Source organism: Escherichia sp. WS2035 (assembly GCF_046487065.1).
GTDB lineage: Bacteria > Pseudomonadota > Gammaproteobacteria > Enterobacterales > Enterobacteriaceae > Escherichia > Escherichia coli.
This window is the reverse complement of record NZ_JBJQKD010000001.1, coordinates 687,975-714,557: the sequence shown is the minus strand read 5'-3', so window position 1 is coordinate 714,557 and position 26,583 is coordinate 687,975. Positions and strand designations below refer to the sequence as shown.

Genomic DNA, 26,583 nt, shown 5'->3' with positions numbered 1-26,583 from the left:
GTACAGAACGCTATTCCCCTTATTCACAACTAATAAAAACCGAAGATTCTCAGTAATGTTCACTACTGAACGCCATAAAGTTGGAGAATCCCGGCCACTCATCAGCGACCGGATACGTGAATTTTTTCCCGTCATAATTTACGGTCGCGCCACACGCCAGCGCCTCAAGCTCCCATCGCTGCGGCCTGATACCGTTCTGAGCAAGGTCAACGCGGATACGGGTGATTTGCAATCGTTCAGACCGGGTCAGTCTGGCCGATGGTGCAATTTCATGCGGTTTTAACGGGCTTCCGTTTCTTTGCTGACGATTTGGCGTTCTCAGCCCGTGTTTTAATGCGCCCCTGAGCGCCTTCACGACCTCCGGCTCATTCCATTCGATAACACCGTCATCAACCAGATTAAGCACTGCTGCGGCGTGCTCAGAGGGTGTGGGAGCCGGTAACGAAGTATCACCACCGGTGACCTTTCCACAGTTATTGACAGGACTCCGAGGCGCGGCGATGCCGCTTTTTAAAGTCAAAGGCTCCACGACCGGAACTTTCGGAACAATGCGCCAGTCCGTCGTTCTGGTGATATGAATATGACGCGCGCCGAGATGCGGCGCGTAAATGCCGACCACTCTCTCGACTTCTTCCTCGTACTCGTTAACTTCATCCGACGGGCTACGGGCGACTCTGACAGTCTGGCAATTGCGCGGAACATTTGCCCCACCCTGCGCACTGATATACAACGCAAAATCGCCACTGTCTGCGGCGGCGCGTGCAGCCTCGACGCGCTCGTCAAACTCATCAGCAATGCTGACGCCGCGAGGCAATTTACGTAGTTCACGGTAAGCCCCCATTGTCGGCAGGCCAACCGTTTTAAATTGCGGGATGCGCCACGTTGACGCCCATGCGGTAACAGCCGCCGCTGTGTCTTTCAGCGGCCTGCCGGTATCGTTATCGAGCTGACCATCCAGTGCATAGCCGTCGATGTTTTTTGAAATGTATTTCGCGATATACCCCGCAGCACCGCCCCGGTTAAGGTGTTTTGCCTGAAAACGGTTTCGCGCGGCTCCTCTTTCGCCGCCATCCTCTTTGAGCGCATAGCGACGCATGATTTCGATAATCTGGTTACGCTGGCGCGGATTACAAAAAAGCATCATATGCCAGTGCGGCGTTCCGTCGTGGTGTGGCTCGACGACACGCAAACCGTAGACCTGTAAATCATTATCCTTGAATGCCGTGCGCATCAGGCTCCAGATATGGCAGAGATAACGCTGCGCATCCTTTGGATTAAATGCCTCATCGTTCCAGCCGTGATTTAGCTGGACGGTTTTACTTTCGCCTTTTCCGACCTGACGTGTCGGGTGATACTTTGACGGCGCGGTCAGCGTGATAAACATCCCCACATCACCCTCTGCTGCGGCGTAACGCTCAATACCGGCAATGGTGTTCATCAGCTCCATCCGGCGAATTTCAGGATTAGAAATACTGCCCATCACCTTACTGATAAGGTCGATGCGCTCGCCGGTTTCCCTGTTTTCAAGGTCACACGATTTAAGAAATTCCAGATTTGCCTGGCGGCGCGCACGCACATCACGAATGGCGTGTTTACTGGCATAAGGAGAACGGTCTTTATTGACCTCCCCGACAGCTATCAGTAACGCTTCATGCCAGCGCATACGCTGGCCTTTAAGCTGATGAGTCCACCACTCATCGTTAAACAGACGGGCAATGGCAGAATATGCCTGCCTCGTGGTCATCTGTCCTTTACGGTATTTTTTCCAGTAAAGCGGGGAAATATTGAAAGCACGTGCAGCGCCAGCAACATGACCATACAGATGCGCCTGCGCCTCATCCGTAAACAGCGATTCTTTTTCGCCATGCGCATCCACCCAGGCATCGCAGAGTTCCTCATACATCATGAAAAGCTGCGATGAGATACGGGCGGCAAACTTTTTCAGCTCCTTGTCATTCATCCCCGGCAGACGCGCATAGTGGTCACGCTCAGCCAGAAACAGCATCGACGCTTCGGTGTTCATTTCATGGCGCTGATTCACACGCTCAATGCGCGGCCATAAACGACGCTGAAAAGTGGATGTGAGAAAATAAAACCCGTGCACCGGGCTTTTATTGCGCCGGATGTAGTCATAGCGTGAAGTAAACAGCGAGCGCAAAAAGTAAGGCAGGCGGTTAATCGTGGATAAAACACCTTGCACCTGACGCATCTCGTCACGTGTAAGAGGTCTTTCGCGCCAGACAGCCTCGCGTGGCGCGTTCCATGCATAAGCACCGGTAAACGCCTTACCGGTGCCTGCGGCAAATGCTGACGGAGGGACAAAACGCCCGGAGGCTTTAACGGCCATATGAGCCAAAAGCCTCTGAACAACGCTTGCTGAGTTGCTCAACCTGCGCGTTTAAATCAGCAAAAGATTTTGCGCTTCCGGTCAGAATATCGTGATGCATCAGGCCGGAAACGAGCTGGCTTAATTTCGGGTAATAACCAACCACCGCCAGCCATTCCTGACCGGCGTTTTTACCGCTTTCCGCTCTCTTTTTCTCGTGGAGAATAAACTGAAAGCTGTCACTGGTAACGACATAACGTTCGCCAATTTCAATACGAATACTCATGCCATTCTCCGGTAATGTTTGTTTTTTGCTTCAAAGACTGACTGACAGGAAACACAACGCGTGGCTGACGGATAAGCCGCACGACGGGCAGCAGGTATTGGTGCGTCACACTCTTCGCAAACCAGCGCAGAAGCACCGCAATGTTTTACCCTTGCCGCGTTAATCTGGCGCTCCAGTAATTCAGCCTGTTGTTCCTGAATAAAATCCACGTTGTCCGGCATTATCAGCTCCTTTTATCGTTAAGTTTCCTGGATACATCAGCGCAATAGCTGGCAAGTTCTGTCGTTAATTTTGTCAGTTCATCCACGGAGGAAATTTGCTTGTGGAATACAGCGCGTTTAACAAGTAAATTGACCACATCAGACAGGAGGTTTAATTCATTCTGATAAATCGCGATTACAGATTCAGTTATGTCGCGTTTTTCTTTATCAAGACAAAGTTGAATAAGAGACAAATCGCCATTTTCCATAACGGCGATTTTTAAGGCGTTATTCAGTAATACAACTGAATAAGAACAGGACATCAAAGCACCTCCCCGCGAGACAATCCGATATTGTGAAATTTTTCCGACTCCTGACTGAGCAGTTCGACTATCTCCACGCGGGATAACTCCGCCTTTGTGATATGGCGAATCATGGCGTCAAGATGAGAAGAAAAGCGCGTCGCAGCGTCGGCCTGTGCTTCGGTTCTGGCCTGTTGCAGCAGTAATGCGTATTTACCGCACTGATTTTCAGAAACTGTATGCATGACTTTCTCCAGGCAAAAAGAAGCCCCGCACGATTAAGTGCGTTAAAAACTCTGGTTAATTATTTAATGCAGATATTGCTCTGGTTTTACCGACGTCAGAATTGTCGGTGCATACTCAAACAGGCTGAATAATTCACGTAATGCACGGAATAAAGCATCACGCCAGTAACATGACTCTTCATTAATTCGCCAGTATGGCTGGTTGAATTCTTTTTCAGTCAATCCGGCATGCATAAATAAAGTACGACGCTGACTGACTGTTAAAAAACTAATATATGCATACTCACTTGCGCCAACCTGACGGCGTTTTGAGAATGCCCCACGCAATTCATCAATTGCGCAAACCAGTCGTTCACGTTCGACGTCGTTCATTTCTTCAAAACGCATCGTTGCGTGACGCTGTTTTAACTGCGCATGGAAGCAAACCGTTAGCCGTTCACGTTCCATCATCTGATTATAATAATCGCATGTCTCCTGCCAGCGAGGGACGGCCAGATGCTTACCAATTATCCGGCGCATAGTTGCTGGCTGTTTTTCAACGAGATTGAGCGTCATCACTGTCATTTCCATACCCTCCGGCTTTTCAGAAAGGTCAGAGCCTTTTTTAACGGACTCTGTTTTTTGGTGCGGATAATGATTCCCTTGCGTCCCTTCCCGTGGGTGATGGTAAAGTCAATCGCCCTGGGGCTTTCGTTACGCAATAACTGAGCAATACAACGAGGCTCGTTCATCCTTTCCACCTTAAGCCGCACGGCCATGTCTTGATTTGCTGTAACTAATGCGATTTTTCCAGTCATGCCATTCTGTCGGAGCTTCATCAACCAGTTGGGCTGCGTACTTGTCCCACTCACGGCGATTAATCCATAATTCAGCTTTCCCTCTTGGTTTTAATGGGTCTGTCATGTAGAAGGCTGGCAGCTTTCCTGCTTTAGCCATTTCAGCCACCGCGCGTGGTGTCTTACCGATGTAAAGAGCAAAACCTTCTTTCGACAGCAAATCAGATGGGCGCTCTGAAATCTGAATGCTTTTACGTTTGGCTTCATTTTCGAAACTTGCCTCATCGCTAGTTGGACAAGAAATTTCTACATTTGTCGTCACTTTGCTATCCTCCATAAGATTTGCGATTCACCAACTGGAGCCATCTAGAGCCTTTTTGAGTGAATCACAAATTACCAAGTAGCAATATAATTGGAGATTAGCAAAATTATGTCAAGTGAACAAAGTGAGAAACTAAAGCTCATCCGTGAATCCGAACGCCTTAAAACTAAGGAACTTGCTGAATTAATTGGAATTAATTACTACACATATCATGGATATGAATCAGGAAAATCAAAAATGCCTATGGAAGCAGGTATGAAGCTGTTTAAGCATCCACGCTTTCGCAAGTATCGTGACTGGTTCATGTTTGATGAAACAGATCCAGCAGCTGGACAAATAGCCCCGGCTCTCGCACACATTGGGCAAGACTCAACAACCTTGCACCACTCAGACCAGAAGACTGGCTGACGATTTATTCAGCATATGTGTGTAGTAAATGTACGAAAGAAAATTGCATTAATTTTCAAGTAGTAGAAGTAAACAGCGTCATCGGAGGGCTTTATGTCTATTAAAAAGCTCGATGATGGTCGTTATGAAGTGGACGTCAGACCGCAGGGTGCAGATGGAAAACGTATCAGGCGGAAATTTAAAACTAAAGGTGAAGCTCAGGCATTCGAACGTCATGTACTGGTTAACTACCACAACAAAGAGTGGTTGGAGAAACCAGCCGACCGCCGAACTCTTACAGAGTTGTTAGGTAGATGGTGGATATATCACGGAAAATCACATGAGCGTGGAGATATTGAACGGGGGCGTTTAACGACAATAATCGCCAAATTTGCAGAGATGGGAGTGTCCAGAGCTGACCAGCTAACAAAGAAAACGATAACTGATTATCGCGTTGTAATGATGAACGATGGTCTAAAACCAGCCAGCGTAAATCGACATCTGGCAATAATGAGCGGGATGTTCACCAAGTTAATTGACGCCGGTGAATACCACTCCCACAACCCGTTCCGTGAGATTAAACGGTTACGTGAAGCTGTTACGGAAATGGCTTTTTTGTCCAGTGAAGAGATTACGCGGCTGTTATCCATGCTTGATGGTGATGAATTAAATGCAACTCTGGTCTGCCTTTCTACTGGTGGACGCTGGAGTGAAGTGTCTAATTTAAAAGCTGAACACATCATTAACCAGATGGTTACGTTTATGAAAACTAAAAACGGAAAACGCAGGACAATTCCCGTTTCGCAGGACCTGATTAAACGGATCAAGACCAAAAATTCAGGCAGGCTTTTTAATGCCAGTTACTACAAAGTGCGTAACGCTCTCAGGGAAGTAAAACCCGATTTACCTGACGGACAAGCAGTACATGTTTTGAGGCATACATTTGCCACACATTTTATAATGAATGGAGGTAACATAATCACATTGCAGCGCATCCTGGGTCATTCTAATATTCAGCAAACTATGACCTACGCACACTTTGCACCGGATTTCTTACAAGATGCTGTGACTCTTAACCCGGTGTCAGGAATGTCCATAATGCGTCCATAAACCAGAGTTAACTAGAGCCAATTGAAGCGATATGAGTAATTTAACTAATTGTAATACAACAGAAAATACCGCTACGGCGGGGGCTGCCAAGTCAGTTATTGGTCGCATTCACTCCTTTGAATCCTGTGGAACCGTAGACGGCCCGGGTATTCGCTTTATCACCTTTTTCCAGGGCTGCCTGATGCGCTGCCTGTATTGTCATAACCGCGACACCTGGGATACGCATGGCGGTAAAGAAGTTACCGTTGAAGATTTGATGAAGGAAGTGGTGACCTATCGCCACTTTATGAACGCTTCCGGCGGCGGCGTTACCGCATCCGGCGGTGAGGCAATCCTACAAGCTGAGTTTGTTCGTGACTGGTTCCGCGCCTGCAAAAAAGAAGGCATTCATACCTGTCTGGACACCAACGGTTTTGTTCGTCGTTACGATCCGGTGATTGATGAACTGCTGGAGGTAACCGACCTGGTAATGCTCGATCTCAAACAGATGAACGACGAGATCCACCAAAATCTGGTTGGAGTTTCCAACCACCGCACGCTGGAGTTCGCTAAATATCTGGCGAACAAAAATGTGAAGGTGTGGATCCGCTATGTTGTTGTCCCAGGCTGGTCTGACGATGACGATTCAGCGCATCGCCTTGGTGAATTTACCCGTGATATGGGCAACGTTGAGAAAATCGAGCTCCTCCCCTACCACGAACTGGGCAAACACAAATGGGTGGCAATGGGTGAAGAATACAAACTCGATGGTGTTAAACCACCGAAGAAAGAGACCATGGAACGCGTGAAAGGCATTCTTGAGCAGTACGGTCATAAGGTCATGTTCTAATTTCCCCGTAAAGCGGCAACTTTATTGAGTTGCCGCTTTTTTGTGCACAGAAAAGCAGAGTGTGAAACAGTAAGTTCACACTCTGCTTGAATTCATTTACACGTGAGCCACGGGTTTCGGCGTATGGCCGGCGTTGCGAAGCAGCATCAGCAAATAGATAAACGATACGCTGGCGATCATGATAAACAATAAATTATCGGAGAAATTCTGCATTAGCATAGCGGTAAATGACGGGCCAAGCAGGCTTCCCACGGTATAGCTCAACAGTAAGGCCTGGTTCATCGCCACCAGTTGATGATGTTCAACTTTCTCACAAGCCCAGGCCATCGCCACCGGATATAGCGTAAAGCCAGCGGCACCGAGGATGAATAACGCTGGGGCCATCGCCGCCTGGCTAAGCATCGCAATACTGCCGAGAATGACGACAAAGACCTGAACACGCAACACCAGCAGTCGACCAAACTTATCCGCCAGACGTCCAATCGGCCATTGTCCGAGGATACCCGCACTGACCAGTACCGCCATCCAGAAACCAATGCTGGCATTGCTCACCCCTTTGTGATTGAGGTACAGCGGCATCAGGCCATATAGAGATCCCAGCACGATTCCTGAGATAATGCAGCCATTCACGCCAAGCCGCGCCTGACGGAGTTTTAGCATTGACGTAATTGACGTCGAATCATGGTTTTCAGTCTGCTGATTCAGGACACGCGTAAACAACAGCGGTAAGATTCCTGCCAACGTCAAACCTGTAACCCACGGCAATACACTCATCAACTCGGTTGAGACTTTGCTGACCAGTAACTGGCCTAAAAACGTTCCGACGTAATAAACCATCATATACGCAGCAAGCAACCGCCCGCGGTTACGCGACGTCCCACTGCACATCAGCGCACTCTCAACAACCACCCAAATCATGGCACAGCCGATGCCAGCGACAAAACGCCACGCCAACCAACTCCAGAATCCAATCATCAGGCCAAGGCCGGCACAGCCAGCGGCAAAAATGAAGGAGGCCAGATAATAGCTGCGGTTAAAGCCAATGCGTTTAATGACATACCCTGTCAGCAATGTACCGACAAGGTTGCCGGTAAAATAGGATGAGCTGACAACGCCTACCTGCCATGTAGACATGTGTTCCTGGGCGAGCCAAAGCGGCACGAGTGTATTTAACACCGCGATCGCCAGAGTCAACAAAAGCAGGCCAGACAGCAAAAGCATGACAGGCCGGGTATACGTGGACATGAATTAAAACCGTGAGGAAGTTCAAATTTCATGCGCATCATGCCACCGCCAAAAACATTGTCAATGGGTGAAAATACGCGCATATCGCAGCGGCGGTATTATCGATTTATATTACTCATTCATAACGCTAATGCTGAAGAGACGATTAATCTCATCTGATTGTTTTTATTGATCTAACACAAATTTCATACGCTTCGTTCAGTCGAAAAATTTCATGGTCACAGCAAACTCATATTTCCCGTCTATGCTTTCAGAGCAATGCATCGCGTCTGACCGATTTAGACGTACCACTGACTCTCGAAAGGAGAAGAGGATGACCAAACCGTATGTTCGTCTTGATAAAAATGATGCTGCCGTTTTGCTTGTTGATCACCAGGCTGGTTTACTTTCCCTTGTACGGGATATCGAACCCGATAAGTTTAAAAATAACGTGCTGGCGCTGGGTGACCTGGCTAAGTATTTCAACTTACCAACTATTCTTACCACCAGTTTTGAAACCGGTCCTAACGGCCCATTAGTTCAAGAACTGAAAGCACAATTCCCCGATGCACCTTACATTGCTCGCCCGGGAAATATTAACGCCTGGGATAACGAAGATTTTGTAAAAGCTGTCAAAGCGACAGGTAAAAAACAGTTAATTATTGCCGGTGTGGTAACCGAAGTTTGCGTGGCATTCCCGGCGCTTTCAGCCATTGAAGAAGGGTTTGACGTCTTTGTCGTGACTGACGCGTCAGGGACCTTTAATGAAATTACCCGGCATTCGGCATGGGATCGCATGTCGCAAGCTGGTGCGCAATTGATGACATGGTTCGGCGTGGCGTGCGAGCTGCATCGCGACTGGCGTAATGATATTGAAGGACTGGCGACGTTGTTCTCTAACCACATTCCTGATTATCGTAACTTGATGACCAGTTATGACACGTTAACGAAGCAGAAATAAAAGCGAACCGGGGCCGAAACCCCGGTTGTTACTGATTAATTTGCGACAGCCATCCCCACGGTCATATGCAAACCATAGAATACGCCACGACCGATTAATTCCCCTGCCAGAAGCAGAATGAATGATACAGAAAGTAGCGGAACCGCAGGCTGATAACCTTTTAGCTGTGGTGCAATCCACACGCACAGGGCAACGGCCAAAAGCACGATCCGCCAGGACATCAGCGCACCATAGTCCGGCACCAGCGCTGCGGCCTGCTGCACAGAGCTATGAATAGTCGCCAGCTCTGCGCCCTGCATCACTGACATCACGCCACTCACTACCAGTGCCAGAACAGAAATGGCTGGCAGCAGACGCATCGCCCAGCCATCGACGCCAGCCAGACTCAGCAACAGGTAACCCAGTAACGGGCCGCCCATAAACATCGTCAGGAAGAAGCCCATCGGTGTCCAGATGCTGTACCAGGTGGGTACTGTATCGATGCTGTTATACACACGCACCATCATCCAGACAAAGACTACGCCAAGAACCATCGTCACCACCAGCCAAAGCGTACGCAATGCCGGTGAAAGCTTTTTCAGCATTGCCAGCAACCAGCCGATGCCGCCTACAGCAAAAAAGATCGAACCGCTGGCGATTTCGTTACTGAGTGCTGAAGCCCCTACCCGATTGAGCGAGTTAAAAGCGCGCATCGGTGAACCAAGATGAAGCATAGAGGAGATAAAGCCAATGCCCATCAGCACCCATAAACCCAACATGCAGGCGATAACACGCTGCTGGGCTTCTGCTCGCAGGTCGCCTTTGAGCAGCGCCAAAGCCAGAACGATAAAACCACCCGCGACACATTGCCCGAAGACCGTGAAGATCATCAGCGGCCATTCATGCCATCCACTTCCCATCTCACACCTCCTTCGGGTTTGCCAGATAGCCAGTGGTATCCCCGGTTGGGCGGCTGTTGGCATTGGGTTTGATCACAATATTCGGTTTGGTAAAGTGAGCTCGCGGCAACGGCGCAACGGCCGCCAGATCGCCATGTTTTTTACGCAGCTCGTCGATAGGGCCGAAATCCAGCGCCCGTAGCGGGCAGGACTCTACGCAGATCGGTTTTTTTCCCTCCGCAACACGGTCATAACAACCATCGCATTTGGTCATATGGCCTTTCGTTTCGTTATATTGCGGTGCGCCATACGGGCAAGCCATATGACAGTAACGGCAGCCAATGCATACATCTTCATCGACCACAACAAAACCATCTTCACGTTTATGCATCGCACCGCTCGGGCAGACTTTAGTACAAGCCGGATCTTCGCAGTGGTTACATGAAATCGACAGATAGTAGGCAAACACGTTCTGGTGCCAGACACCGTTATCTTCCTGCCAGTCGCCACCAGCATATTCATAAATGCGGCGGAAGCTGACTTCTGGCGTCAAATCTTTGTAGTCTTTACAAGCCAGCTCGCAGGTTTTGCAACCGGTGCAACGGCTGGAATCAATAAAAAATCCATACTGGGTTGTCATCGGTTACTCCTTACACCTTTTCAACCTGAACAAGGTTTGTATGTGACGGATTCCCCTTAGCGAGAGGAGACGGACGTTGAGTGGTCAGTACGTTAATACAACCGCCCTTATCGACACGTTTTGTATCCGGGTCATACCAGGCACCTTCACCCAGTGCGACCACACCCGGCATCATTCGTGGCGTCACTTTCGCCTCAATATGAACCTCACCACGATCGTTAAAGATCCTGACTTTATCGCCGTTGTTGATACCGCGTTTTTGCGCATCAAGCGGGTTGATCCACATTTCCTGACGGCAAGCTGCTTTCAGCACATCAACGTTGCCGTAAGTTGAGTGAACGCGAGATTTATAGTGGAAACCCGTAAGCTGCAGCGGATACTGTTTGTTCAGCGGATCCTGATAACTTTCAAAACCCGGCGTATAGATCGGCAGTGGATCGATCACATCACCTTCTGGCAATTCCCAGGTAGCGGCAATGTCAGCCAGCGCCTGCGAATAAATCTCAATTTTCCCCGATGGCGTGGTCAGTGGATTTGCCTGCGGATCTTCACGGAAAGCTTTATAAGCAACGTGATGCCCTTGTGGGTCGCGCTTTTTAAAAATCCCCTGCTTACGGAACTCTTCAAACGTTGGCAGTTCAGGAATCGCTTCCCGCGACTGGGCATACAGATGCCGCATCCACTCTTCCTGGGTACGGCCCTCAGTAAACTGTTGCTCAACGCCAAGACGTTTTGCCAGTTCGCTGGTCATTTCATAGATGGTCTTACATTCAAAGCGCGGTTTAATCACCTGATCGTTGAAAATCACGTAAGACATATTCCCGCAGGATGCATCCAGTGCAAAGTCCATCTGTTCTGAAGCGGTGCAGTCAGGCAGCAGGATGTCAGCATATTTCGCCGATGAGGTCATGTGGCAGTCGATAACCACAATCAGCTCGCACTTCTTATCATCCTGAAGGATTTCATGGGTACGGTTGATTTCAGAATGCTGGTTAATCAGGCAGTTACCGGCATAGTTCCAGATCATTTTGATCGGCACATCCAGCTTATCTTTCCCGCGCACACCATCACGCAGCGCTGTCATTTCCGGGCCACGTTCAATGGCATCGGTCCACATAAACATCGAAATGCTGGTCTGGATCGGGTTTTCGAGGGTCGGCATACGGACAAACGGTAAGCTGTATGAACCTTCACGCGCGCCGCTGTTGCCTCCGTTAATACCAACGTTACCGGTCAGAATCGCCAGCATCGAGATAGCACGGGTTGCGATTTCACCGTTAGCGTGACGCTGCGGGCCCCATCCCTGGCTGATAAACGCCGGTTTGGTACTACCGATTTCACGAGCCAATTTGATGATTTTGTCTGCCGGAACACCAGTGATTTGCGAGGCCCATTCCGGCGTTTTAGCCACGCCATCTGGCCCTTCACCCAGAATATAAGCTTTATAGTGACCATTTTTCGGCGCACTGGCTGGCAGTGTTTTCTCGTCGTAGCCAACGCAATATTTATCGAGGAATGCCTGATCCACCAGGTTTTCGGTGATCATGACATACGCCAGACCGTTAACCAGTGCGGCATCTGTTCCCGGACGAATAGGGATCCACTCATCTTCGCGCCCGGCACCGGTGTCGGTATAGCGCGGATCGATGATGATCATGCGAGCATTAGATTTCTGGCGCGCCTGTTCAAGATAGTAAGTCACCCCACCGCCACTCATTCGCGTTTCGCCAGGGTTATTACCAAACAGCACTACCAGTTTACTGTTTTCGATATCCGACGGGCTGTTACCATCTGCCCAGCCGCCGTAGGTATAGTTCAAACCTTCCGCAATTTGCGCGGAAGAGTAGTCACCGTAATGGTTCAGATAACCGCCGCAGCAGTTCATCAGGCGCGCGACCAGGGTATTTCCCGGCGGCCAGGAGCGGGTCATGGTGCCACCCAGCGTACCGGTGCCATAGTTCAGATAGATGGATTCGTTGCCGTACTCTTTGATCAGGCGCTGCATATTGGTCGCGATGATGTCGTAGGCTTCTTCCCAGCTAATGCGCTCGAATTTGCCTTCACCGCGCGCCCCGACTCGTTTCATCGGATATTTCAGGCGGTCGGGATTGTAAACGCGGCGACGCATGGAACGACCACGCAGACAGGCGCGCACCTGGTGCAGGCCGTCATAGTTGTCATCGCCAGTATTATCCGTTTCAACATATTTGATTTCACCGTCCACGACGTGCATACGTAGCGGGCAGCGACTACCACAGTTAACTGTACAGGCGCTCCAGATAACCTTTTCGTCTGATTTTGTTGGAATGGCGCTATCGACAGCGTGCGCAATCCGACTAAAAGGTAATGTTAATGCGCTGCTGGCCATTGCCAGGCCGCCGATCGCTGTCGTTTTTACCAAACCACGGCGACTCACCTCAGCAGCCAATACCGCATCAGGGATTTTCGTTTTCATAATGGCTCACTCAAGCTTGCTCACGATTGATTCCAGTAACAAACCGTATTGTGTAATTATTTCTATAGCAGATCGCTATATAGGCTTGTATACATCGAATAATTTGAAAATCAAAGAGATAGGTGGATTTTCACTCGAAAGTAGTATTACTTGTAAGTGAGGAGTAATTATTGTTCGGTATCAAAGGGAGACAAAAAAAGCGCCCGCAGGCGCTTTTTAGATTCAGAAAAATTGGGTATTAGCCAATATATTCCAGTCCATTCATATACGGACGCAGAACTTCTGGTACTTCAATACGACCATCAGCCTGCTGATAGTTTTCCATTACTGCAACAAGCGTACGACCAACAGCAAGACCAGAACCGTTCAGGGTATGAACCAGACGGGTTTTCTTGTCCGACTTGCTGCGGCAACGTGCCTGCATACGACGTGCCTGGAAATCCCAAACGTTGGAGCAGGAAGAGATCTCGCGGTAGGTGTTCTGTGCCGGGATCCATACTTCCAGGTCATAAGTTTTGCAAGCGCCAAAGCCCATGTCGCCGGTACAAAGGATGATTTTACGGTACGGCAGGCCCAGCAGCTGCAGGACTTTTTCCGCATGACCGGTCATCTCTTCCAGCGCCGCCATTGAGTCTTCCGGGCGCACGATCTGCACCATTTCAACTTTGTCGAACTGGTGCATACGGATCAGACCACGAGTGTCACGACCATATGAACCAGCTTCAGAACGGAAACATGGGGTGTGGGCGGTCATCTTAATTGGCAGATCATCTTCATCGATGATTTCACCGCGTACCAGGTTGGTCAGCGGAACTTCTGCCGTTGGGATCAGCGCATAGTTACTGGTGTCTGCTTCTTCTTCCAGCGGACGAGTATGGAACAGATCGCCAGCAAATTTCGGCAGCTGACCCGTACCGTACAGCGTGTCCTGGTTAACCAGGTACGGAACATAGTTCTCACTGTAGCCATGCTGTTCGGTATGCAGATCCAGCATAAACTGCGACAGTGCGCGGTGCATGCGAGCAATCTGCCCTTTCATTACCACAAAGCGGGAACCAGTCAACTTAACTGCGGCTGCAAAGTCGAGGCCAGAGTGCATTTCACCCAGCGTCACATGGTCACGAACTTCAAAGTCAAACTCACGCGGGGTGCCCCAGCGACTGACTTCAACGTTGTCATTTTCGTCTTTACCTACCGGCACTTCATCTGCAGGCAGGTTAGGGATGGTTAGCGCGATATCGCGAATTTCAGCCTGTAAAGCATCCAGCTCGGCTTTTGCTGCATCCAGCTCTTCGCCCAGTTTGTTCACTTCCAGACGTAAAGGCTCGATATCTTCCCCGCGCGCTTTCGCCTGGCCAATGGATTTCGATCGGGAGTTACGCTCCGCTTGCAGGTTTTCCGTTTTGACCTGCAATACTTTACGACGCTCCTCAAGAGCGCCCAGCTTATCTACATCCAGCTTAAAGCCCCGGCGTGCCAGTTTTTCAGCGACTGCGTCTGGCTCATTACGCAGCAGATTGGGATCGAGCATGCTTATCCTGTGCTTATCGAATTAAATGGGAGATGTGGCCACAGCCTGCGACCACAGGGATACATTAACAACATTACCGCAACGATAACATTAACGGTAGCGTTTTATGGGGCTATTTTGATCCTGTTCAGCCAGCCAGGCGAGCTTTTCGCCAATCTTGCCTTCAAGGCCCCTGTTTGTCGGGAAATAATAGCGTGTTTGTGCTATTTCCGGCGGGAAGTAAACCTCACCGGCAGCATAAGCGTTTGCTTCATCATGAGCGTAACGATATTCCTGCCCGTAGCCCATTTCCTTCATTAATTTCGTCGGCGCATTACGCAAATGAACCGGCACGTCATAATCCGGACGTTCGCGAGCATCGGCCAGCGCGGCTTTAAACGCAGTGTAGACAGCGTTGCTTTTTGGCGCGCAGGCCAGGTAAACAATCGCCTGAGCAATGGCGCGTTCACCTTCCGCCGGGCCAACGCGAGTAAAGCAATCCCAGGCCGCAATTGCCACCTGCATCGCCCGTGGGTCGGCATTGCCGACATCTTCGGAAGCAATTGCCAGGCAACGACGCGCAACATATAACGGATCGCCACCGGCGGTAATAATTCGCGCATACCAGTAGAGCGCCGCATCGGGTGCGCTACCACGTACCGACTTATGCAATGCGGAAATCAGATCGTAAAAGCGATCGCCTTTGTTATCAAAGCGGGCGCTACGTTCACCGGCGATTTCGGTCAGTAATTCAGGCTTCAGGACCCGCTTACCGCTATCATCGACTTCGGCCATATCCGCCATCATTTCCAGCGTATTTAACGCCCGGCGCGCGTCGCCATTCACCAGTTCAGCAATGGCGCGTCGTGTTTCATCTGGCAGAACAATATCCTGACCACCATAGCCACGGGTTTTGTCTTCCATCGCCTGAGTTAGTACTTGCTCAATATCCTCTGTACTCAGGGATTTCAACAGATAGACACGGGCACGGGAAAGCAGTGCCGAATTAAGCTCAAACGACGGGTTTTCAGTGGTTGCGCCAATAAAAGTGATGGTGCCGTCTTCAATATGTGGCAGAAATGCATCCTGCTGGCTTTTGTTGAAACGGTGAACTTCGTCAACAAAAAGAATAGTGCGGCGACCTGCATTGCGGTTTTGCCGAGCGCGTTCGATCGCCTCGCGAATCTCTTTCACGCCAGAGGTGACGGCAGAAATACGTTCCACATCAGCGTTCGCATAGCGGGCAATCACTTCAGCGAGGGTTGTTTTGCCGGTACCCGGCGGCCCCCAGAGGATCATAGAATGCAGATGCCCGGCTTCGATAGCGCGCGGCAACGGCTTCCCCACAGCCAGCAAATGTTGCTGGCCGATATACTGTGCTAAATTTTCTGGCCGCATACGCGCGGCCAGGGGTTGAAAAGTATTATCCGAAAAATCGAGCGACAGATTGCTCACTCAGGTGCCTCTACTTACGTTGATCATCTACCGTGACGCCTTGCGGCGGGGTGAAGGTAAATTTCGCTGCATCCACAGCCCCATTTTGCTGGGATTTCAGCTGATAACTGCTGCGCTGATCGTCCTGCTCCACCGCGCTAAACTGATGGATTGTGCCATCACGTCCCACGTTAATGGTGAACTGCTTCAGATTGCCATTGCTGGCTTTCGGCGTCAGAACAAAGTCATCGCCATTCTGTTTGATATTGTACTGCTGCCAGTCGCTGGACTGGTTGCGGGCAATCAGCATAAACGGCGTATTACCGGTGGCATCTTTCAGCCAGGTTGCCGTAGCTTGCTCAACGAACGGGTTATAGAACCACAGTGTTTTACCGTCAGAAACCAGAATGCTTTCATCAGGTTGAGTCATATGCCAGTTGAATAAGTTTGGACGTTTCACCCACAGATCGCCCTGACCTTCCTGCACCGCCGCGCCGCTACCGTCAGTCACTTTTTGTGTGAAGCTGGCGTGGAAGCTGCTGACTTTATCCAGGCGGCTTTTCAGATCGCTTGCGGCATCAGCCCAAACGCTGCTTGCTACTAAGCTTGAGAGTAATGCACAGGTGATGGCAATTTTTTTCATCATTATTCCTCAAATTACGTCACTCCCGACCGGGAGCTCCCTCTACTCTCTATTCCAGGCTAATAATCAGCTTGAGGAAAGAAGAAAATACTGAATTTTCAGTTACCAGATTGCCGGATGCGACGCTACCGCGCCTTATCCGGCCTACGATGCATTAATTAGTCAAACGGCGGTGGGGCCAGCACTTCACGATTACCGTTGTGCCCCTGTTCGCTGACAATCCCCTGCGCTTCCATCTGTTCGATAATACGCGCTGCACGGTTATAACCAATGCGGAACTGACGCTGTACGCCAGAAATTGATGCTTTGCGTTTTTCAGTGACAAACTGCACCGCCTGATCGAACAACGGATCCAGCTCTTCAGCGCCATCGAAACCGCCCGCGCCACCTTCGCTTTCGCTGTCGGAGGTGATGCCATCAACATACTGTGGGCGACCACGCGCTTTCCAGTCCTGCACCACGGCATGAACTTCTTGATCGCGAACAAAAGCACCATGGACACGTACCGGCAAAGTGGAGTTCGGCCCAGAGTAGAGCATATCCCCCATACCCAGCAGTGATTCCGCACCAGCCTGATCAAGAATGGTACGTGAGTCAATCTTACTGGATACGGTAAAGGCGATACGGGTCGGAATATTCGCTTTAATCAGACCAGTAATAACATCAACCGATGGACGCTGCGTTGCCAGTACGAGGTGGATACCCGCGGCACGAGCTTTTTGCGCCAGACGTGCTATCAGCTCTTCCACTTTTTTACCTACCGTCATCATCAGGTCGGCAAATTCGTCCACCAACACCACTATGTACGGTTCTTTTTTCAGCACCGGATGCTGCGCATCCATACTATCACCCGGCTTCCAGTACGGGTCTGGAATCGGACGCATCATGCGATCGGCTTCAGCAATTTTTTCGTTATAACCCGCCAGATTACGCACACCCAGCGCAGACATCAGTTTATAACGACGCTCCATCTCGTTAACACACCAGCGCAGCGCGTTGGCGGCATCTTTCATATCAGTAACAACTTCCGTTAACAGGTGCGGAATGCCTTCATAAACCGAAAGCTCCAGCATTTTCGGGTCGATCATGATGAAACGCACATCTTCTGGCTGTGCTTTATAAAGCATGCTCAGGATCATCGCGTTCACCCCGACAGACTTACCGGAACCGGTAGTCCCCGCAACCAACAAGTGCGGCATTTTCGCCAGATCGGCAACCACCGGCTCACCGGCGATATCTTTACCCAGCACCACGGTTAATGGCGACGGATTATCGCGGAATTTGGCGTTATCCAAAACCTCGCGCAGATAAACGGTTTGTCGTTTTTTATTCGGTAACTCCAGACCTACATAGGGTTTGCCAGGAATAACTTCAACGACACGCACCGCCACCGTCGAAAGTGAACGGGCAAGGTCACGTGACAAGTTAGAAATGCGCGCCGCTTTTACGCCCGGTGCCAGGTTCAATTCAAAGCGAGTGATAACTGGCCCCGGAGAGTAATTGACAACATCGGCTTTAATACGGAAATCAGCCAGACGCGCTTCTACCAGGCGCGCCATTTGTTCAAGCGCAAAGGTATCTACCGGCTCCACTTCGCTCGGCGGCGGTGTCAGCAAATCCAGAGAAGGCAGTGGCGTCGTCGGTTTATGCAACGGACGGCTGTCGCCATTACGCATCAACAGCGGATGAAGCAGGGTATCCTGCGGCTGTGGCGCAACTGGCTGTTGCGGCTGCTGATATTGCGGCTGTGGTACAACCGGCTGCTGCGGCTGCTGATACTGCGGCTGCTGTGTAACCGGCTGTTGTGGCTGCTGATACTGCGGCTGCTGTGCAACCGGTTGTTGTGGCTGCTGATATTGCTGCTGCGGTGCAACCGGTTGTTGCGGCTGCTGATACTGCGGCTGCGGTGCAACCGGTTGTTGCGGCTGCTGATATTGCTGCTGCGGTGCTACCGGTTGTTGCGGCTGCTGTACAGGTTCAACAATTGGCGTAAACAGCGGTTCGTGTGGACCATCATCCAGCAACGCTTTCATTGGCGAAAATTCAAAATCATCCAGCGAGAACGGATTCGCCCCAGCCGGTTGTTCGCCGGAATAACGTTGTTGTTGAGTTTGAGCAAACTGACGAGCCAGTTCTGCCTCTGCCGCAGCATCTGCATCTTCTGTGTTCACGGGCACATCATGTTGATACTGTTCGCCATAGCGTTGCTGCTGCGTCTGGGCGAACTGACGTGCCAGTTCATCCTGCTGCATCGCATCGATTTCATCATCGTTGTACTGATCGCCAGAATCGTACTGATTACGCTGGGCTTCACGGGCTTTTTCTTCTGCCGCACGCTGTGAGGGCAGCTTAATACCGTAAGACGCCAGTTCACGACGAGTTGGCACGCGGATGCGTTTCGGTCGTGGCAACTGCGGGCCAATCCCCTCTTTGACCTGCGGACGCGGTCCACCGCTATTTGCCAGACTGAAGACTGGCGCGGCAACGGTTGCGGCAGCCCCCGTCGCCAGTGTCGCTTTTTTCACGCCAGATGCCAGCGGAGAAACGGCGGCAGCGGCTTCCACTGGAGGTACTGCTGCAACAGAAGGTGCTTTTAGCGAAGATTTGATCGGTTCTGGTTCTTTAACAGGTTCTGGAATCGGTTGATACCAGGCCGCAAGTTGTTCGCGTTCACGGGCTCGCTTCTCTTCCACTTCTTCAAAGTAGTAAAGCGGCGGACGCGTGGGTTTTGTCTCTTCTACAACGGGTTCAGGCTCCACAACAGGCTGCTGTTCAACAGGTTGCGGCTGTTGGTACAACGGTTCCTGAGCGGCTGGCTGCTGATAAGTTTGCTCAGTCTGGTATGTAGACTGTGGAGCAAAAGTGGATTGCTGCTCTTCGGCTTGCCAGGCGTTACCTGCCACCGCTTGTTCTGGCGCAGGGGCGTAATACGGCTGTTGCGCAGGCTGTTCCGCCGCAGTTGCGTAATACGGTTGCTGAACAGGTTGTTCCGCCGCAGGAGCGTAGTAAGGTTGTTGCGCAGGTTGTTCAGCTGCAGGTGCATAATACGGCTGCTGTGGCTGTACTGGTTGTTGCAGCGGCTCATTATATTGCACTGCAGGCTGCGCATATTGTGGCTGCTGTGGGTAACCTTCCGGTGCAGGAGCAATAACCGGTTCTCCCGTTTGCGGCCCCGGTACAGGCTGCCAGGCTACTGTAGATTGCGCAGGTGGAACATCAACAGAGGCAACTGGCGGCGTCTGAGTCACAGGTTCAACCGGTGCAGCCCAGCTTTGTGTCGCCGTGGTAGCAGCAGCTGCTACAGCAACAGGTTCGGTAATTGGCGCACCGTTTAATAATGGATCGTACTCGTCATATTCTGGCTGCGTTGCACGATTGCCCGAAAAGAGGACGTCGTCAGGGTCGGCAGCCACACCGCGTGCAGTGTAGGTAATCTCTTCGTCATCATCCATCCGCTTACCGGAGAACAACGCAGCGTCTGTTTGCCGCCCCATCGGATTAATGAATTTTTCCGCCAACCGTTTACGACGCGCTAGCGCGCCGCGAAGAATACGGGCACGGCGTGATTCATGCTGTTTGCCGTGATTTTCATCTTCATACTCTTCGTCGTCTTCATACTCATCTTCATCGACCCAGGTATCATCGCGACGGGTACGATTACTGGCGAAGGTAAGAATATTTAAAATCCAGCCGCCGAGTTTTTCAGCAATGGTCACCCATGACCAACCGGTGAACAGCGTCAGGCCCGCTGCCCAAACGCAGAGCAGCGCAATAGTTCCCCCGCTACTGTGTAGCAGTGGTTGTAGCGTAGTGCTTAGTAAGCTGCCAATGACGCCACCGGAGGCAAAATACCAGATATCGTCAGCGTTGATTGCCGCCAGACCACAGGAGGTAAGGATGAGCGCCAAAACGCCAATGATGCGTAGCGAAACGGCAAAATAATCAATGTATTCGTCGCTGGACTGATGACGCCAGGCAAACCAACAACCGCCGACAATAATGACGGGAATGGTGTAAGCCATCACGCCAAAAATAAAGAACAGCGTATCTGCCAGCCACGCACCGGGCATCCCACCTAAATTATGGATAGGTTCATGCCAGGCCGTTTGCGACCAGCTGGGGTCCGAAGGGTTAAAGCTTAGTAAGGCAGCCATCAACCAGACGGCAAACAGGACAATAAGGATCAGCAACGCCTCCAGAAGGCGGCGGCCGCTACTTAACTTTGTCAATGTGACTTCTTTGTCTTCAGTGTATTCCTGGCTCAAGAAAGGCTCTCCAGGTTACAGGCTTTTCCTGCCCGATGCTAAAACGGACAACAGTACCAGGTTACCCCAGTACTGTTGCTGTATGGATTAACAGGAGTGTAATCAAAATACGCCGATTTTGCACCTGTTCCGTGTTAGCGCGTCTTAATAACCAGACGATTACTCTGCTTGACTTCTTCCATAACAACGTATGTCCGTGTGTCATTGACGCCAGGCAGACGCAGCAGGGTTTCCCCCAGTAACTTACGGTAAGCAGACATATCCGGCACGCGTGTTTTCAACAGGTAGTCGAAATCACCGGATACTAAATGACACTCCTGAATTTCTTCAAGTTTTTGTACAGCGGTATTGAATTGTTCAAACACATCCGGTGCGCCACGATTCAGAGTAATCTCAACGAATACCAGAAGTGATGCATCCAGATAATGGGGGTTCAGCAGCGCCGTATAGCCCTGAATAAACCCTTGTCTTTCCAGCCGACGCACACGCTCAAGGCACGGCGTTGGGGAAAGTCCCACACGTTTAGAAAGCTCGACGTTAGAAATACGCCCATCCTTTTGCAACTCATTAAGAATGTTACGATCGATACGGTCGAGATCTTTGCCAGGGCGCTTCTTGCTATCTACCATTATTATTGTCTCTCTGTATTCCTTCCCTACTCCTGTCTGACCCTGAAACATCACTGTTCAGAGTCGCTACCCGTCACGATAGACCGAAATCATGAAGATTCACGGCGCGCAATGCCTGGGTCTACGGTGAGAAGACCGTTGCCTTGTGGCAGCTATCGACATCACGAATGGCGTCTGTCCACGCCATACGTAGATTTCACTAGCACGGTAAACATGGTATTTACATGCATGGTTATGCGCATATAAGAATACTGTTTTTTTTCTTCCTCGAATGTTTTCGCAAAACACCAGGGGATTGTCAAAGCAAAACATCGATTTTTAGTACAACATGCCAGATATTCATTAACAGGGGCGTTTATTCATCATTTAATCGGCTTATAAAGCGGGAAATTTAAGTAGCAGAGGTGATAATGACGTGAGAATTTGACCTGCTTATCGATGCTGCCGATTGCACAAATTGTTAACAAAATCGTCATACTCTTTTTTTACGTCTGTAAATTCCCTACAATCCTGCCATTGTCTGCCAACAACTATGGGGATCTCATGGGCACGACCAAACACAGTAAACTGCTTATCCTGGGTTCAGGCCCGGCGGGATACACCGCTGCTGTCTACGCGGCGCGCGCCAACCTGCAACCTGTGCTGATTACCGGCATGGAAAAAGGCGGCCAACTGACCACCACCACGGAAGTGGAAAACTGGCCTGGCGATCCAAACGATCTGACCGGTCCGTTATTAATGGAGCGCATGCACGAACATGCCACCAAATTTGAAACTGAAATCATCTTTGATCACATCAACAAAGTTGATTTGCAGAATCGTCCGTTCCGTCTGACTGGCGATAGCGGCGAATACACTTGCGACGCGCTGATTATTGCCACCGGAGCTTCTGCACGCTATCTCGGCCTGCCCTCTGAAGAAGCCTTTAAAGGCCGTGGAGTTTCTGCTTGTGCAACCTGCGACGGTTTCTTCTATCGCAACCAGAAAGTTGCGGTCATCGGCGGCGGCAATACCGCGGTTGAAGAGGCGCTGTATCTGTCTAACATCGCTTCGGAAGTTCATCTGATTCACCGCCGTGATGGTTTCCGTGCGGAAAAAATCCTCATTAAGCGTCTGATGGATAAAGTGGAGAACGGCAACATTATTCTGCACACCAACCGTACGCTGGAAGAAGTGACCGGCGATCAGATGGGCGTCACTGGCGTTCGTCTGCGCGATACGCAAAACACCGATAATATCGAGTCACTCGACGTTGCCGGTCTGTTTGTTGCTATCGGTCACAGCCCGAATACTGCCATTTTCGAAGGGCAGCTGGAACTGGAAAACGGCTACATCAAAGTACAGTCGGGTATTCATGGTAATGCCACCCAGACCAGCATCCCTGGCGTCTTTGCCGCAGGCGACGTGATGGATCACATTTATCGCCAGGCCATTACATCTGCTGGTACAGGCTGCATGGCAGCTCTTGATGCGGAACGCTACCTCGACGGTTTAGCTGACGCAAAATAATTTTACAAATCAGTAACAAAAGTAAAGAAGGCGACACCATGCGACTATGGGTCGCCTTTATTTTTTCCCCGTTGTAACATTGCTCTGCAAATAATTCTGATAACTCACCTGCTAAGCGTGCAATGAATAAATCCCGTCAAAAAGAATTAACCCGCTGGTTAAAACAGCAAAGCGTCATCTCCCAACGTTGGCTGAATATTTCTCGTCTGCTGGGCTTTGTGAGCGGCATATTGATCATTGCCCAGGCCTGGTTCATGGCGCGAATTCTGCAACATATGATTATGGAGAATATTCCCCGTGAAGCCCTGCTGCTTCCCTTTACGTTACTGTTTCTGACCTTTGTACTGCGCGCATGGGTGGTCTGGTTACGCGAACGGGTGGGTTATCACGCCGGGCAGCATATCCGCTTTGCCATCCGCCGTCAGGTTCTCGACCGTCTGCAACAAGCAGGGCCAGCGTGGATTCAGGGTAAACCTGCGGGGAGCTGGGCGACGCTGGTACTCGAGCAAATTGACGATATGCATGATTACTATGCACGCTACCTGCCGCAAATGGCGCTGGCAGTGTCGGTGCCGCTGCTGATTGTGGTGGCTATCTTCCCCTCTAACTGGGCCGCGGCGCTCATTCTGCTGGGCACTGCACCGCTAATTCCGTTATTTATGGCGCTGGTTGGAATGGGGGCTGCCGATGCTAACCGACGTAACTTTCTCGCTCTTGCTCGCTTAAGTGGGCATTTCCTCGATCGCCTGCGCGGCATGGAAACATTGCGTATTTTTGGTCGTGGTGAAGCTGAAATTGAAAGTATTCGTTCTGCTTCGGAAGATTTCCGCCAACGGACAATGGAAGTGCTACGGCTGGCGTTTTTATCCTCCGGCATTCTCGAATTTTTTACCTCGCTGTCGATTGCTCTGGTGGCGGTCTACTTTGGTTTTTCCTACCTCGGCGAGCTGGATTTTGGTCACTACGATACTGGCGTGACGCTGGCTGCGGGTTTTCTGGCCCTGATCCTTGCGCCAGAGTTTTTCCAGCCATTACGCGATCTCGGTACGTTTTATCATGCTAAAGCCCAGGCTGTTGGTGCAGCTGACAGTTTGAAAACGTTTATGGAAACCCCGCTAGCCCATCCGCAGCGCGGTGAAGCGGAATTAGCATCGACCGATCCGGTGACCATTGAAGCCGAGGATCTGTTTATCACGTCGCCGGAAGGTAAAACGCTGGCCGGACCGCTGAATTTTACTTTGCCAGCAGGCCAACGAGCAGTGTTGGTTGGTCGCAGCGGTTCAGGTAAAAGTTCACTGTTGAACGCGCTTTCTGGTTTTCTCTCATATCAGGGATCGCTACGAATCAACGGGATAGAATTACGCGATTTATCACCGGAATCATGGCGTAAACATCTCTCCTGGGTTGGGCAAAACCCACAATTACCGGCAGCAACATTACGGGATAACGTACTACTGGCGCGACCTGATGCCAGCGAACAAGAGTTACAAACAGCGCTGGATAACGCCTGGGTCAGTGAGTTTCTACCGCTCCTGCCACAAGGCGTTGATACGCCTGTTGGCGACCAGGCTGCCCGCCTTTCCGTGGGGCAGGCGCAGCGCGTGGCGGTGGCCCGTGCGTTACTAAATCCCTGTTCGCTATTACTGTTGGATGAACCCGCTGCCAGCCTTGATGCTCACAGTGAACAGCGCGTAATGGAGGCGCTGAATGCCGCCTCTCTGCGCCAGACAACGTTAATGGTCACCCACCAGTTAGAAGATCTTGCTGACTGGGATGTCATTTGGGTAATGCAGGATGGTCAGATTATTGAGCAAGGACGTTACGCGGAATTAAGTGTGGCTGGTGGCCCATTCGCCACATTACTGGCCCATCGTCAGGAGGAGATTTAAATGCGCGCTTTGCTACCCTATCTGGCACTGTATAAACGTCATAAATGGATGTTAAGTCTTGGTATCGTGCTGGCAATTGTCACGCTGCTCGCCAGTATCGGTCTGTTGACACTTTCGGGCTGGTTCCTCTCCGCCTCAGCGGTTGCGGGGGTTGCCGGACTGTACAGCTTCAACTATATGCTACCCGCTGCGGGCGTGCGTGGCGCAGCAATCACCCGTACTGCCGGGCGCTATTTTGAACGCCTGGTAAGTCACGATGCGACTTTCCGCGTGTTGCAGCATCTGCGCATTTACACCTTCAGCAAATTACTGCCCCTCTCCCCTGCAGGACTGGCGCGCTATCGTCAGGGCGAATTACTCAACCGCGTGGTGGCGGATGTTGATACGCTCGATCATCTTTACCTGCGCGTTATCTCGCCGCTGGTAGGCGCTTTTGTGGTGATTATGGTGGTGACAATCGGGTTAAGTTTCCTTGATTTCACCCTCGCCTTTACGCTGGGCGGCATTATGTTACTGACGCTTTTCCTGATGCCACCACTGTTTTATCGTGCGGGAAAAAGCACCGGGCAAAATCTGACTCATCTTCGCGGGCAGTATCGCCAACAACTGACGGCCTGGCTGCAAGGGCAAGCTGAGCTGACCATTTTTGGTGCCAGCGATCGTTATCGCACGCAATTAGAGAATACAGAAATTCAATGGCTGGAAGCGCAACGCCGTCAATCTGAACTAACCGCATTGTCGCAAGCGATAATGCTGCTCATTGGCGCGTTAGCGGTGATCCTGATGCTGTGGATGGCGTCTGGCGGCGTTGGCGGCAATGCTCAACCCGGCGCGTTAATTGCCCTGTTTGTCTTCTGCGCGTTAGCCGCGTTTGAAGCGCTGGCACCAGTAACGGGTGCATTTCAGCATCTGGGGCAAGTCATTGCCTCTGCCGTACGGATCACTGATTTAACGGATCAAAAACCGAAAGTCACCTTCCCTGATACCCAAACTCGTGTTGCCGATCGCGTTTCGCTGACATTACGGGATGTTCAGTTCACTTATCCGGAGCAATCCCAACAGGCACTTAAAGGGATTTATCTTCAGGTAAACGCCGGGGAACATATTGCGATTCTCGGGCGAACCGGATGCGGCAAGTCAACACTGTTACAACTGCTGACCCGCGCATGGGACCCGCAACAGGGCGAGATTTTGCTTAACGATAGTCCCATAGCCAGCCTGAATGAAGCGGCTCTACGACAGACCATCAGCGTTGTTCCCCAGCGAGTGCATCTGTTTAGCGCCACGCTGCGTGATAATCTGTTACTCGCCTCGCCTGGTAGTAGTGATGAGGCTCTGGCGGAGATCTTGCGTCGCGTTGGTCTGGAGAAGCTGCTCGAGGATGCAGGTCTCAACAGTTGGTTAGGTGAAGGCGGACGCCAGCTCTCCGGTGGTGAACTGCGCCGTCTGGCTATCGCCCGTGCGCTGTTACATGATGCGCCGCTGGTATTGCTGGATGAACCTACAGAAGGCTTAGATGCCACAACCGAAAGTCAGATCCTTGAATTGCTTGCAGAAATGATGTGCGAGAAAACGGTGTTAATGGTCACCCATCGACTTCGCGGGCTCTCTCGTTTCCAACAAATAATAGTGATGGACAACGGGCAAATTATTGAGCAAGGTACTCACGCAGAACTGCTTGCCAGACAGGGGCGTTATTACCAGTTTAAGCAGGGTTTGTAAGCTATTATTGAACGATCCGACTTGCGTGGAGTTTTGCGGTC

The 26,583-nt window shown here is 50.8% G+C and carries 23 protein-coding genes; 7 read left to right on the top strand and 16 right to left on the bottom strand.

Features of this window, described 5'->3' with window-relative positions; genetic code table 11:
- Window positions 1-49 precede the first annotated feature (49 nt).
- The 7 genes from ACJHX4_RS03490 to ACJHX4_RS03460 all read right to left on the bottom strand — a co-directional run bounded on the left by ACJHX4_RS03490 (window position 50) and on the right by ACJHX4_RS03460 (window position 4,472).
- A complete protein-coding gene (locus tag ACJHX4_RS03490; RefSeq protein WP_021514373.1) occupies window positions 50-2,347 on the bottom strand; it encodes a replication endonuclease in 2,298 nt (765 codons plus the stop codon).
- Window positions 2,337-2,612, bottom strand: coding sequence for a DUF5405 family protein (locus tag ACJHX4_RS03485; protein ID WP_000027664.1), 276 nt, complete (start codon window positions 2,610-2,612; stop codon window positions 2,337-2,339). The genes ACJHX4_RS03490 and ACJHX4_RS03485 overlap by 11 nt, the downstream gene beginning before the upstream one ends.
- Window positions 2,609-2,833 carry a TraR/DksA family transcriptional regulator gene (locus tag ACJHX4_RS03480; protein ID WP_001113263.1) on the bottom strand — a complete coding sequence of 75 codons (225 nt, stop codon included), beginning with the start codon at window positions 2,831-2,833 and terminating at the stop codon, window positions 2,609-2,611. Before ACJHX4_RS03480 ends, ACJHX4_RS03485 begins: the two co-directional genes overlap by 4 nt.
- Before the next feature lie 2 nt (window positions 2,834-2,835).
- Window positions 2,836-3,135 (bottom strand): DUF5405 family protein, encoded by a 300-nt coding sequence (locus ACJHX4_RS03475; RefSeq protein WP_001277968.1) that lies wholly within the window; start codon window positions 3,133-3,135, stop codon window positions 2,836-2,838.
- Window positions 3,135-3,359, bottom strand: a complete 225-nt coding sequence (locus tag ACJHX4_RS03470) for a DUF2732 family protein (protein WP_000557703.1) — start codon at window positions 3,357-3,359, stop codon at window positions 3,135-3,137. The genes ACJHX4_RS03475 and ACJHX4_RS03470 overlap by 1 nt, the downstream gene beginning before the upstream one ends.
- A gap of 63 nt (window positions 3,360-3,422) precedes the next feature.
- Complete coding sequence (locus ACJHX4_RS03465; protein ID WP_000217682.1) at window positions 3,423-3,923, bottom strand: hypothetical protein; 501 nt, start codon at window positions 3,921-3,923, stop codon at window positions 3,423-3,425.
- 177 nt (window positions 3,924-4,100) lie between these two features.
- Window positions 4,101-4,472, bottom strand: a complete 372-nt coding sequence (locus ACJHX4_RS03460) for a Cox family DNA-binding protein (RefSeq protein WP_000390230.1) — start codon at window positions 4,470-4,472, stop codon at window positions 4,101-4,103.
- A gap of 93 nt (window positions 4,473-4,565) precedes the next feature.
- Between ACJHX4_RS03460 and ACJHX4_RS03455 the strand changes: the two genes are divergently transcribed.
- The 3 genes from ACJHX4_RS03455 to pflA all read left to right on the top strand — a co-directional run bounded on the left by ACJHX4_RS03455 (window position 4,566) and on the right by pflA (window position 6,783).
- Window positions 4,566-4,865, top strand: a complete 300-nt coding sequence (locus tag ACJHX4_RS03455) for a helix-turn-helix transcriptional regulator (RefSeq protein ID WP_001389238.1) — start codon at window positions 4,566-4,568, stop codon at window positions 4,863-4,865.
- A 93-nt stretch (window positions 4,866-4,958) separates the two neighbouring features.
- On the top strand, window positions 4,959-5,954 hold the full coding sequence (locus tag ACJHX4_RS03450) for a tyrosine-type recombinase/integrase (protein ID WP_000023390.1): 996 nt from the start codon (window positions 4,959-4,961) through the stop codon (window positions 5,952-5,954).
- A 31-nt stretch (window positions 5,955-5,985) separates the two neighbouring features.
- Window positions 5,986-6,783: a pyruvate formate lyase 1-activating protein gene (gene pflA / locus ACJHX4_RS03445; protein ID WP_000067978.1), complete on the top strand. Its 798-nt coding sequence runs from the start codon at window positions 5,986-5,988 to the stop codon at window positions 6,781-6,783.
- Window positions 6,784-6,879: 96 nt separating this feature from the next.
- On the opposite strand, the gene ACJHX4_RS03440 is transcribed toward pflA, so the two are convergent.
- Window positions 6,880-8,028 (bottom strand): MFS transporter, encoded by a 1,149-nt coding sequence (locus ACJHX4_RS03440; RefSeq protein WP_000109283.1) that lies wholly within the window; start codon window positions 8,026-8,028, stop codon window positions 6,880-6,882.
- Window positions 8,029-8,341: 313 nt separating this feature from the next.
- Here ACJHX4_RS03440 and ycaC point away from each other — a divergent pair, with 313 nt between their 5' ends.
- Entirely contained in the window at window positions 8,342-8,968 is a 627-nt protein-coding gene (ycaC, locus tag ACJHX4_RS03435; RefSeq protein WP_001531520.1) for an isochorismate family cysteine hydrolase YcaC, read from the top strand.
- Between the two features lie 35 nt (window positions 8,969-9,003).
- Here the strand turns inward: ycaC and dmsC are convergent, their stop codons facing one another.
- The 8 genes from dmsC to lrp form a co-directional block, all read right to left on the bottom strand.
- Window positions 9,004-9,867, bottom strand: a complete 864-nt coding sequence (gene dmsC, locus ACJHX4_RS03430; RefSeq protein ID WP_000534666.1) for a dimethyl sulfoxide reductase anchor subunit DmsC — start codon at window positions 9,865-9,867, stop codon at window positions 9,004-9,006.
- A 1-nt stretch (window position 9,868) separates the two neighbouring features.
- Window positions 9,869-10,486 carry a dimethylsulfoxide reductase iron-sulfur subunit DmsB gene (gene dmsB, locus ACJHX4_RS03425; protein ID WP_000213098.1) on the bottom strand — a complete coding sequence of 206 codons (618 nt, stop codon included), beginning with the start codon at window positions 10,484-10,486 and terminating at the stop codon, window positions 9,869-9,871.
- A 10-nt stretch (window positions 10,487-10,496) separates the two neighbouring features.
- A complete protein-coding gene (gene dmsA, locus ACJHX4_RS03420; RefSeq protein WP_000850306.1) occupies window positions 10,497-12,941 on the bottom strand; it encodes a dimethylsulfoxide reductase subunit A in 2,445 nt (814 codons plus the stop codon).
- Window positions 12,942-13,179: 238 nt separating this feature from the next.
- The gene (serS, locus tag ACJHX4_RS03415) at window positions 13,180-14,472 is read right to left on the bottom strand and encodes a serine--tRNA ligase (protein WP_000886683.1); all 1,293 of its coding nucleotides are present in this window, start codon (window positions 14,470-14,472) and stop codon (window positions 13,180-13,182) included.
- A gap of 90 nt (window positions 14,473-14,562) precedes the next feature.
- Window positions 14,563-15,906 carry a replication-associated recombination protein RarA gene (gene rarA, locus ACJHX4_RS03410; RefSeq protein WP_000067797.1) on the bottom strand — a complete coding sequence of 448 codons (1,344 nt, stop codon included), beginning with the start codon at window positions 15,904-15,906 and terminating at the stop codon, window positions 14,563-14,565.
- Between the two features lie 10 nt (window positions 15,907-15,916).
- Window positions 15,917-16,528: an outer membrane lipoprotein chaperone LolA gene (lolA, locus tag ACJHX4_RS03405; RefSeq protein ID WP_001295343.1), complete on the bottom strand. Its 612-nt coding sequence runs from the start codon at window positions 16,526-16,528 to the stop codon at window positions 15,917-15,919.
- 158 nt (window positions 16,529-16,686) lie between these two features.
- Entirely contained in the window at window positions 16,687-20,793 is a 4,107-nt protein-coding gene (gene ftsK / locus ACJHX4_RS03400; RefSeq protein WP_000077041.1) for a DNA translocase FtsK, read from the bottom strand.
- Window positions 20,794-20,927: 134 nt separating this feature from the next.
- Window positions 20,928-21,422 carry a leucine-responsive transcriptional regulator Lrp gene (gene lrp / locus ACJHX4_RS03395; protein WP_000228473.1) on the bottom strand — a complete coding sequence of 165 codons (495 nt, stop codon included), beginning with the start codon at window positions 21,420-21,422 and terminating at the stop codon, window positions 20,928-20,930.
- Between the two features lie 543 nt (window positions 21,423-21,965).
- Here lrp and trxB point away from each other — a divergent pair.
- The 3 genes from trxB to cydC all read left to right on the top strand — a co-directional run bounded on the left by trxB (window position 21,966) and on the right by cydC (window position 26,542).
- Window positions 21,966-22,931 carry a thioredoxin-disulfide reductase gene (trxB, locus tag ACJHX4_RS03390; RefSeq protein ID WP_001385255.1) on the top strand — a complete coding sequence of 322 codons (966 nt, stop codon included), beginning with the start codon at window positions 21,966-21,968 and terminating at the stop codon, window positions 22,929-22,931.
- A 122-nt stretch (window positions 22,932-23,053) separates the two neighbouring features.
- Window positions 23,054-24,820, top strand: a complete 1,767-nt coding sequence (cydD, locus tag ACJHX4_RS03385; RefSeq protein ID WP_001043561.1) for a heme ABC transporter permease/ATP-binding protein CydD — start codon at window positions 23,054-23,056, stop codon at window positions 24,818-24,820.
- Window positions 24,821-26,542, top strand: coding sequence for a heme ABC transporter ATP-binding protein/permease CydC (cydC, locus tag ACJHX4_RS03380; protein ID WP_001202204.1), 1,722 nt, complete (start codon window positions 24,821-24,823; stop codon window positions 26,540-26,542).
- Window positions 26,543-26,583 lie beyond the last annotated feature (41 nt).

Coding starts and splice junctions, on each gene's coding strand:
- ACJHX4_RS03490 (WP_021514373.1), bottom strand. CDS start 2,347: ATGGCCGTTAAAGCCTCCGGGCGTTTTGTCCCTCCGTCAGCATTTGCC.
- ACJHX4_RS03485 (WP_000027664.1), bottom strand. CDS start 2,612: ATGAGTATTCGTATTGAAATTGGCGAACGTTATGTCGTTACCAGTGAC.
- ACJHX4_RS03480 (WP_001113263.1), bottom strand. CDS start 2,833: ATGCCGGACAACGTGGATTTTATTCAGGAACAACAGGCTGAATTACTG.
- ACJHX4_RS03475 (WP_001277968.1), bottom strand. CDS start 3,135: ATGTCCTGTTCTTATTCAGTTGTATTACTGAATAACGCCTTAAAAATC.
- ACJHX4_RS03470 (WP_000557703.1), bottom strand. CDS start 3,359: ATGCATACAGTTTCTGAAAATCAGTGCGGTAAATACGCATTACTGCTG.
- ACJHX4_RS03465 (WP_000217682.1), bottom strand. CDS start 3,923: ATGACAGTGATGACGCTCAATCTCGTTGAAAAACAGCCAGCAACTATG.
- ACJHX4_RS03460 (WP_000390230.1), bottom strand. CDS start 4,472: ATGGAGGATAGCAAAGTGACGACAAATGTAGAAATTTCTTGTCCAACT.
- ACJHX4_RS03455 (WP_001389238.1), top strand. CDS start 4,566: ATGTCAAGTGAACAAAGTGAGAAACTAAAGCTCATCCGTGAATCCGAA.
- ACJHX4_RS03450 (WP_000023390.1), top strand. CDS start 4,959: ATGTCTATTAAAAAGCTCGATGATGGTCGTTATGAAGTGGACGTCAGA.
- pflA (WP_000067978.1), top strand. CDS start 5,986: ATGAGTAATTTAACTAATTGTAATACAACAGAAAATACCGCTACGGCG.
- ACJHX4_RS03440 (WP_000109283.1), bottom strand. CDS start 8,028: ATGTCCACGTATACCCGGCCTGTCATGCTTTTGCTGTCTGGCCTGCTT.
- ycaC (WP_001531520.1), top strand. CDS start 8,342: ATGACCAAACCGTATGTTCGTCTTGATAAAAATGATGCTGCCGTTTTG.
- dmsC (WP_000534666.1), bottom strand. CDS start 9,867: ATGGGAAGTGGATGGCATGAATGGCCGCTGATGATCTTCACGGTCTTC.
- dmsB (WP_000213098.1), bottom strand. CDS start 10,486: ATGACAACCCAGTATGGATTTTTTATTGATTCCAGCCGTTGCACCGGT.
- dmsA (WP_000850306.1), bottom strand. CDS start 12,941: ATGAAAACGAAAATCCCTGATGCGGTATTGGCTGCTGAGGTGAGTCGC.
- serS (WP_000886683.1), bottom strand. CDS start 14,472: ATGCTCGATCCCAATCTGCTGCGTAATGAGCCAGACGCAGTCGCTGAA.
- lolA (WP_001295343.1), bottom strand. CDS start 16,528: ATGAAAAAAATTGCCATCACCTGTGCATTACTCTCAAGCTTAGTAGCA.
- lrp (WP_000228473.1), bottom strand. CDS start 21,422: ATGGTAGATAGCAAGAAGCGCCCTGGCAAAGATCTCGACCGTATCGAT.
- trxB (WP_001385255.1), top strand. CDS start 21,966: ATGGGCACGACCAAACACAGTAAACTGCTTATCCTGGGTTCAGGCCCG.
- cydD (WP_001043561.1), top strand. CDS start 23,054: ATGAATAAATCCCGTCAAAAAGAATTAACCCGCTGGTTAAAACAGCAA.
- cydC (WP_001202204.1), top strand. CDS start 24,821: ATGCGCGCTTTGCTACCCTATCTGGCACTGTATAAACGTCATAAATGG.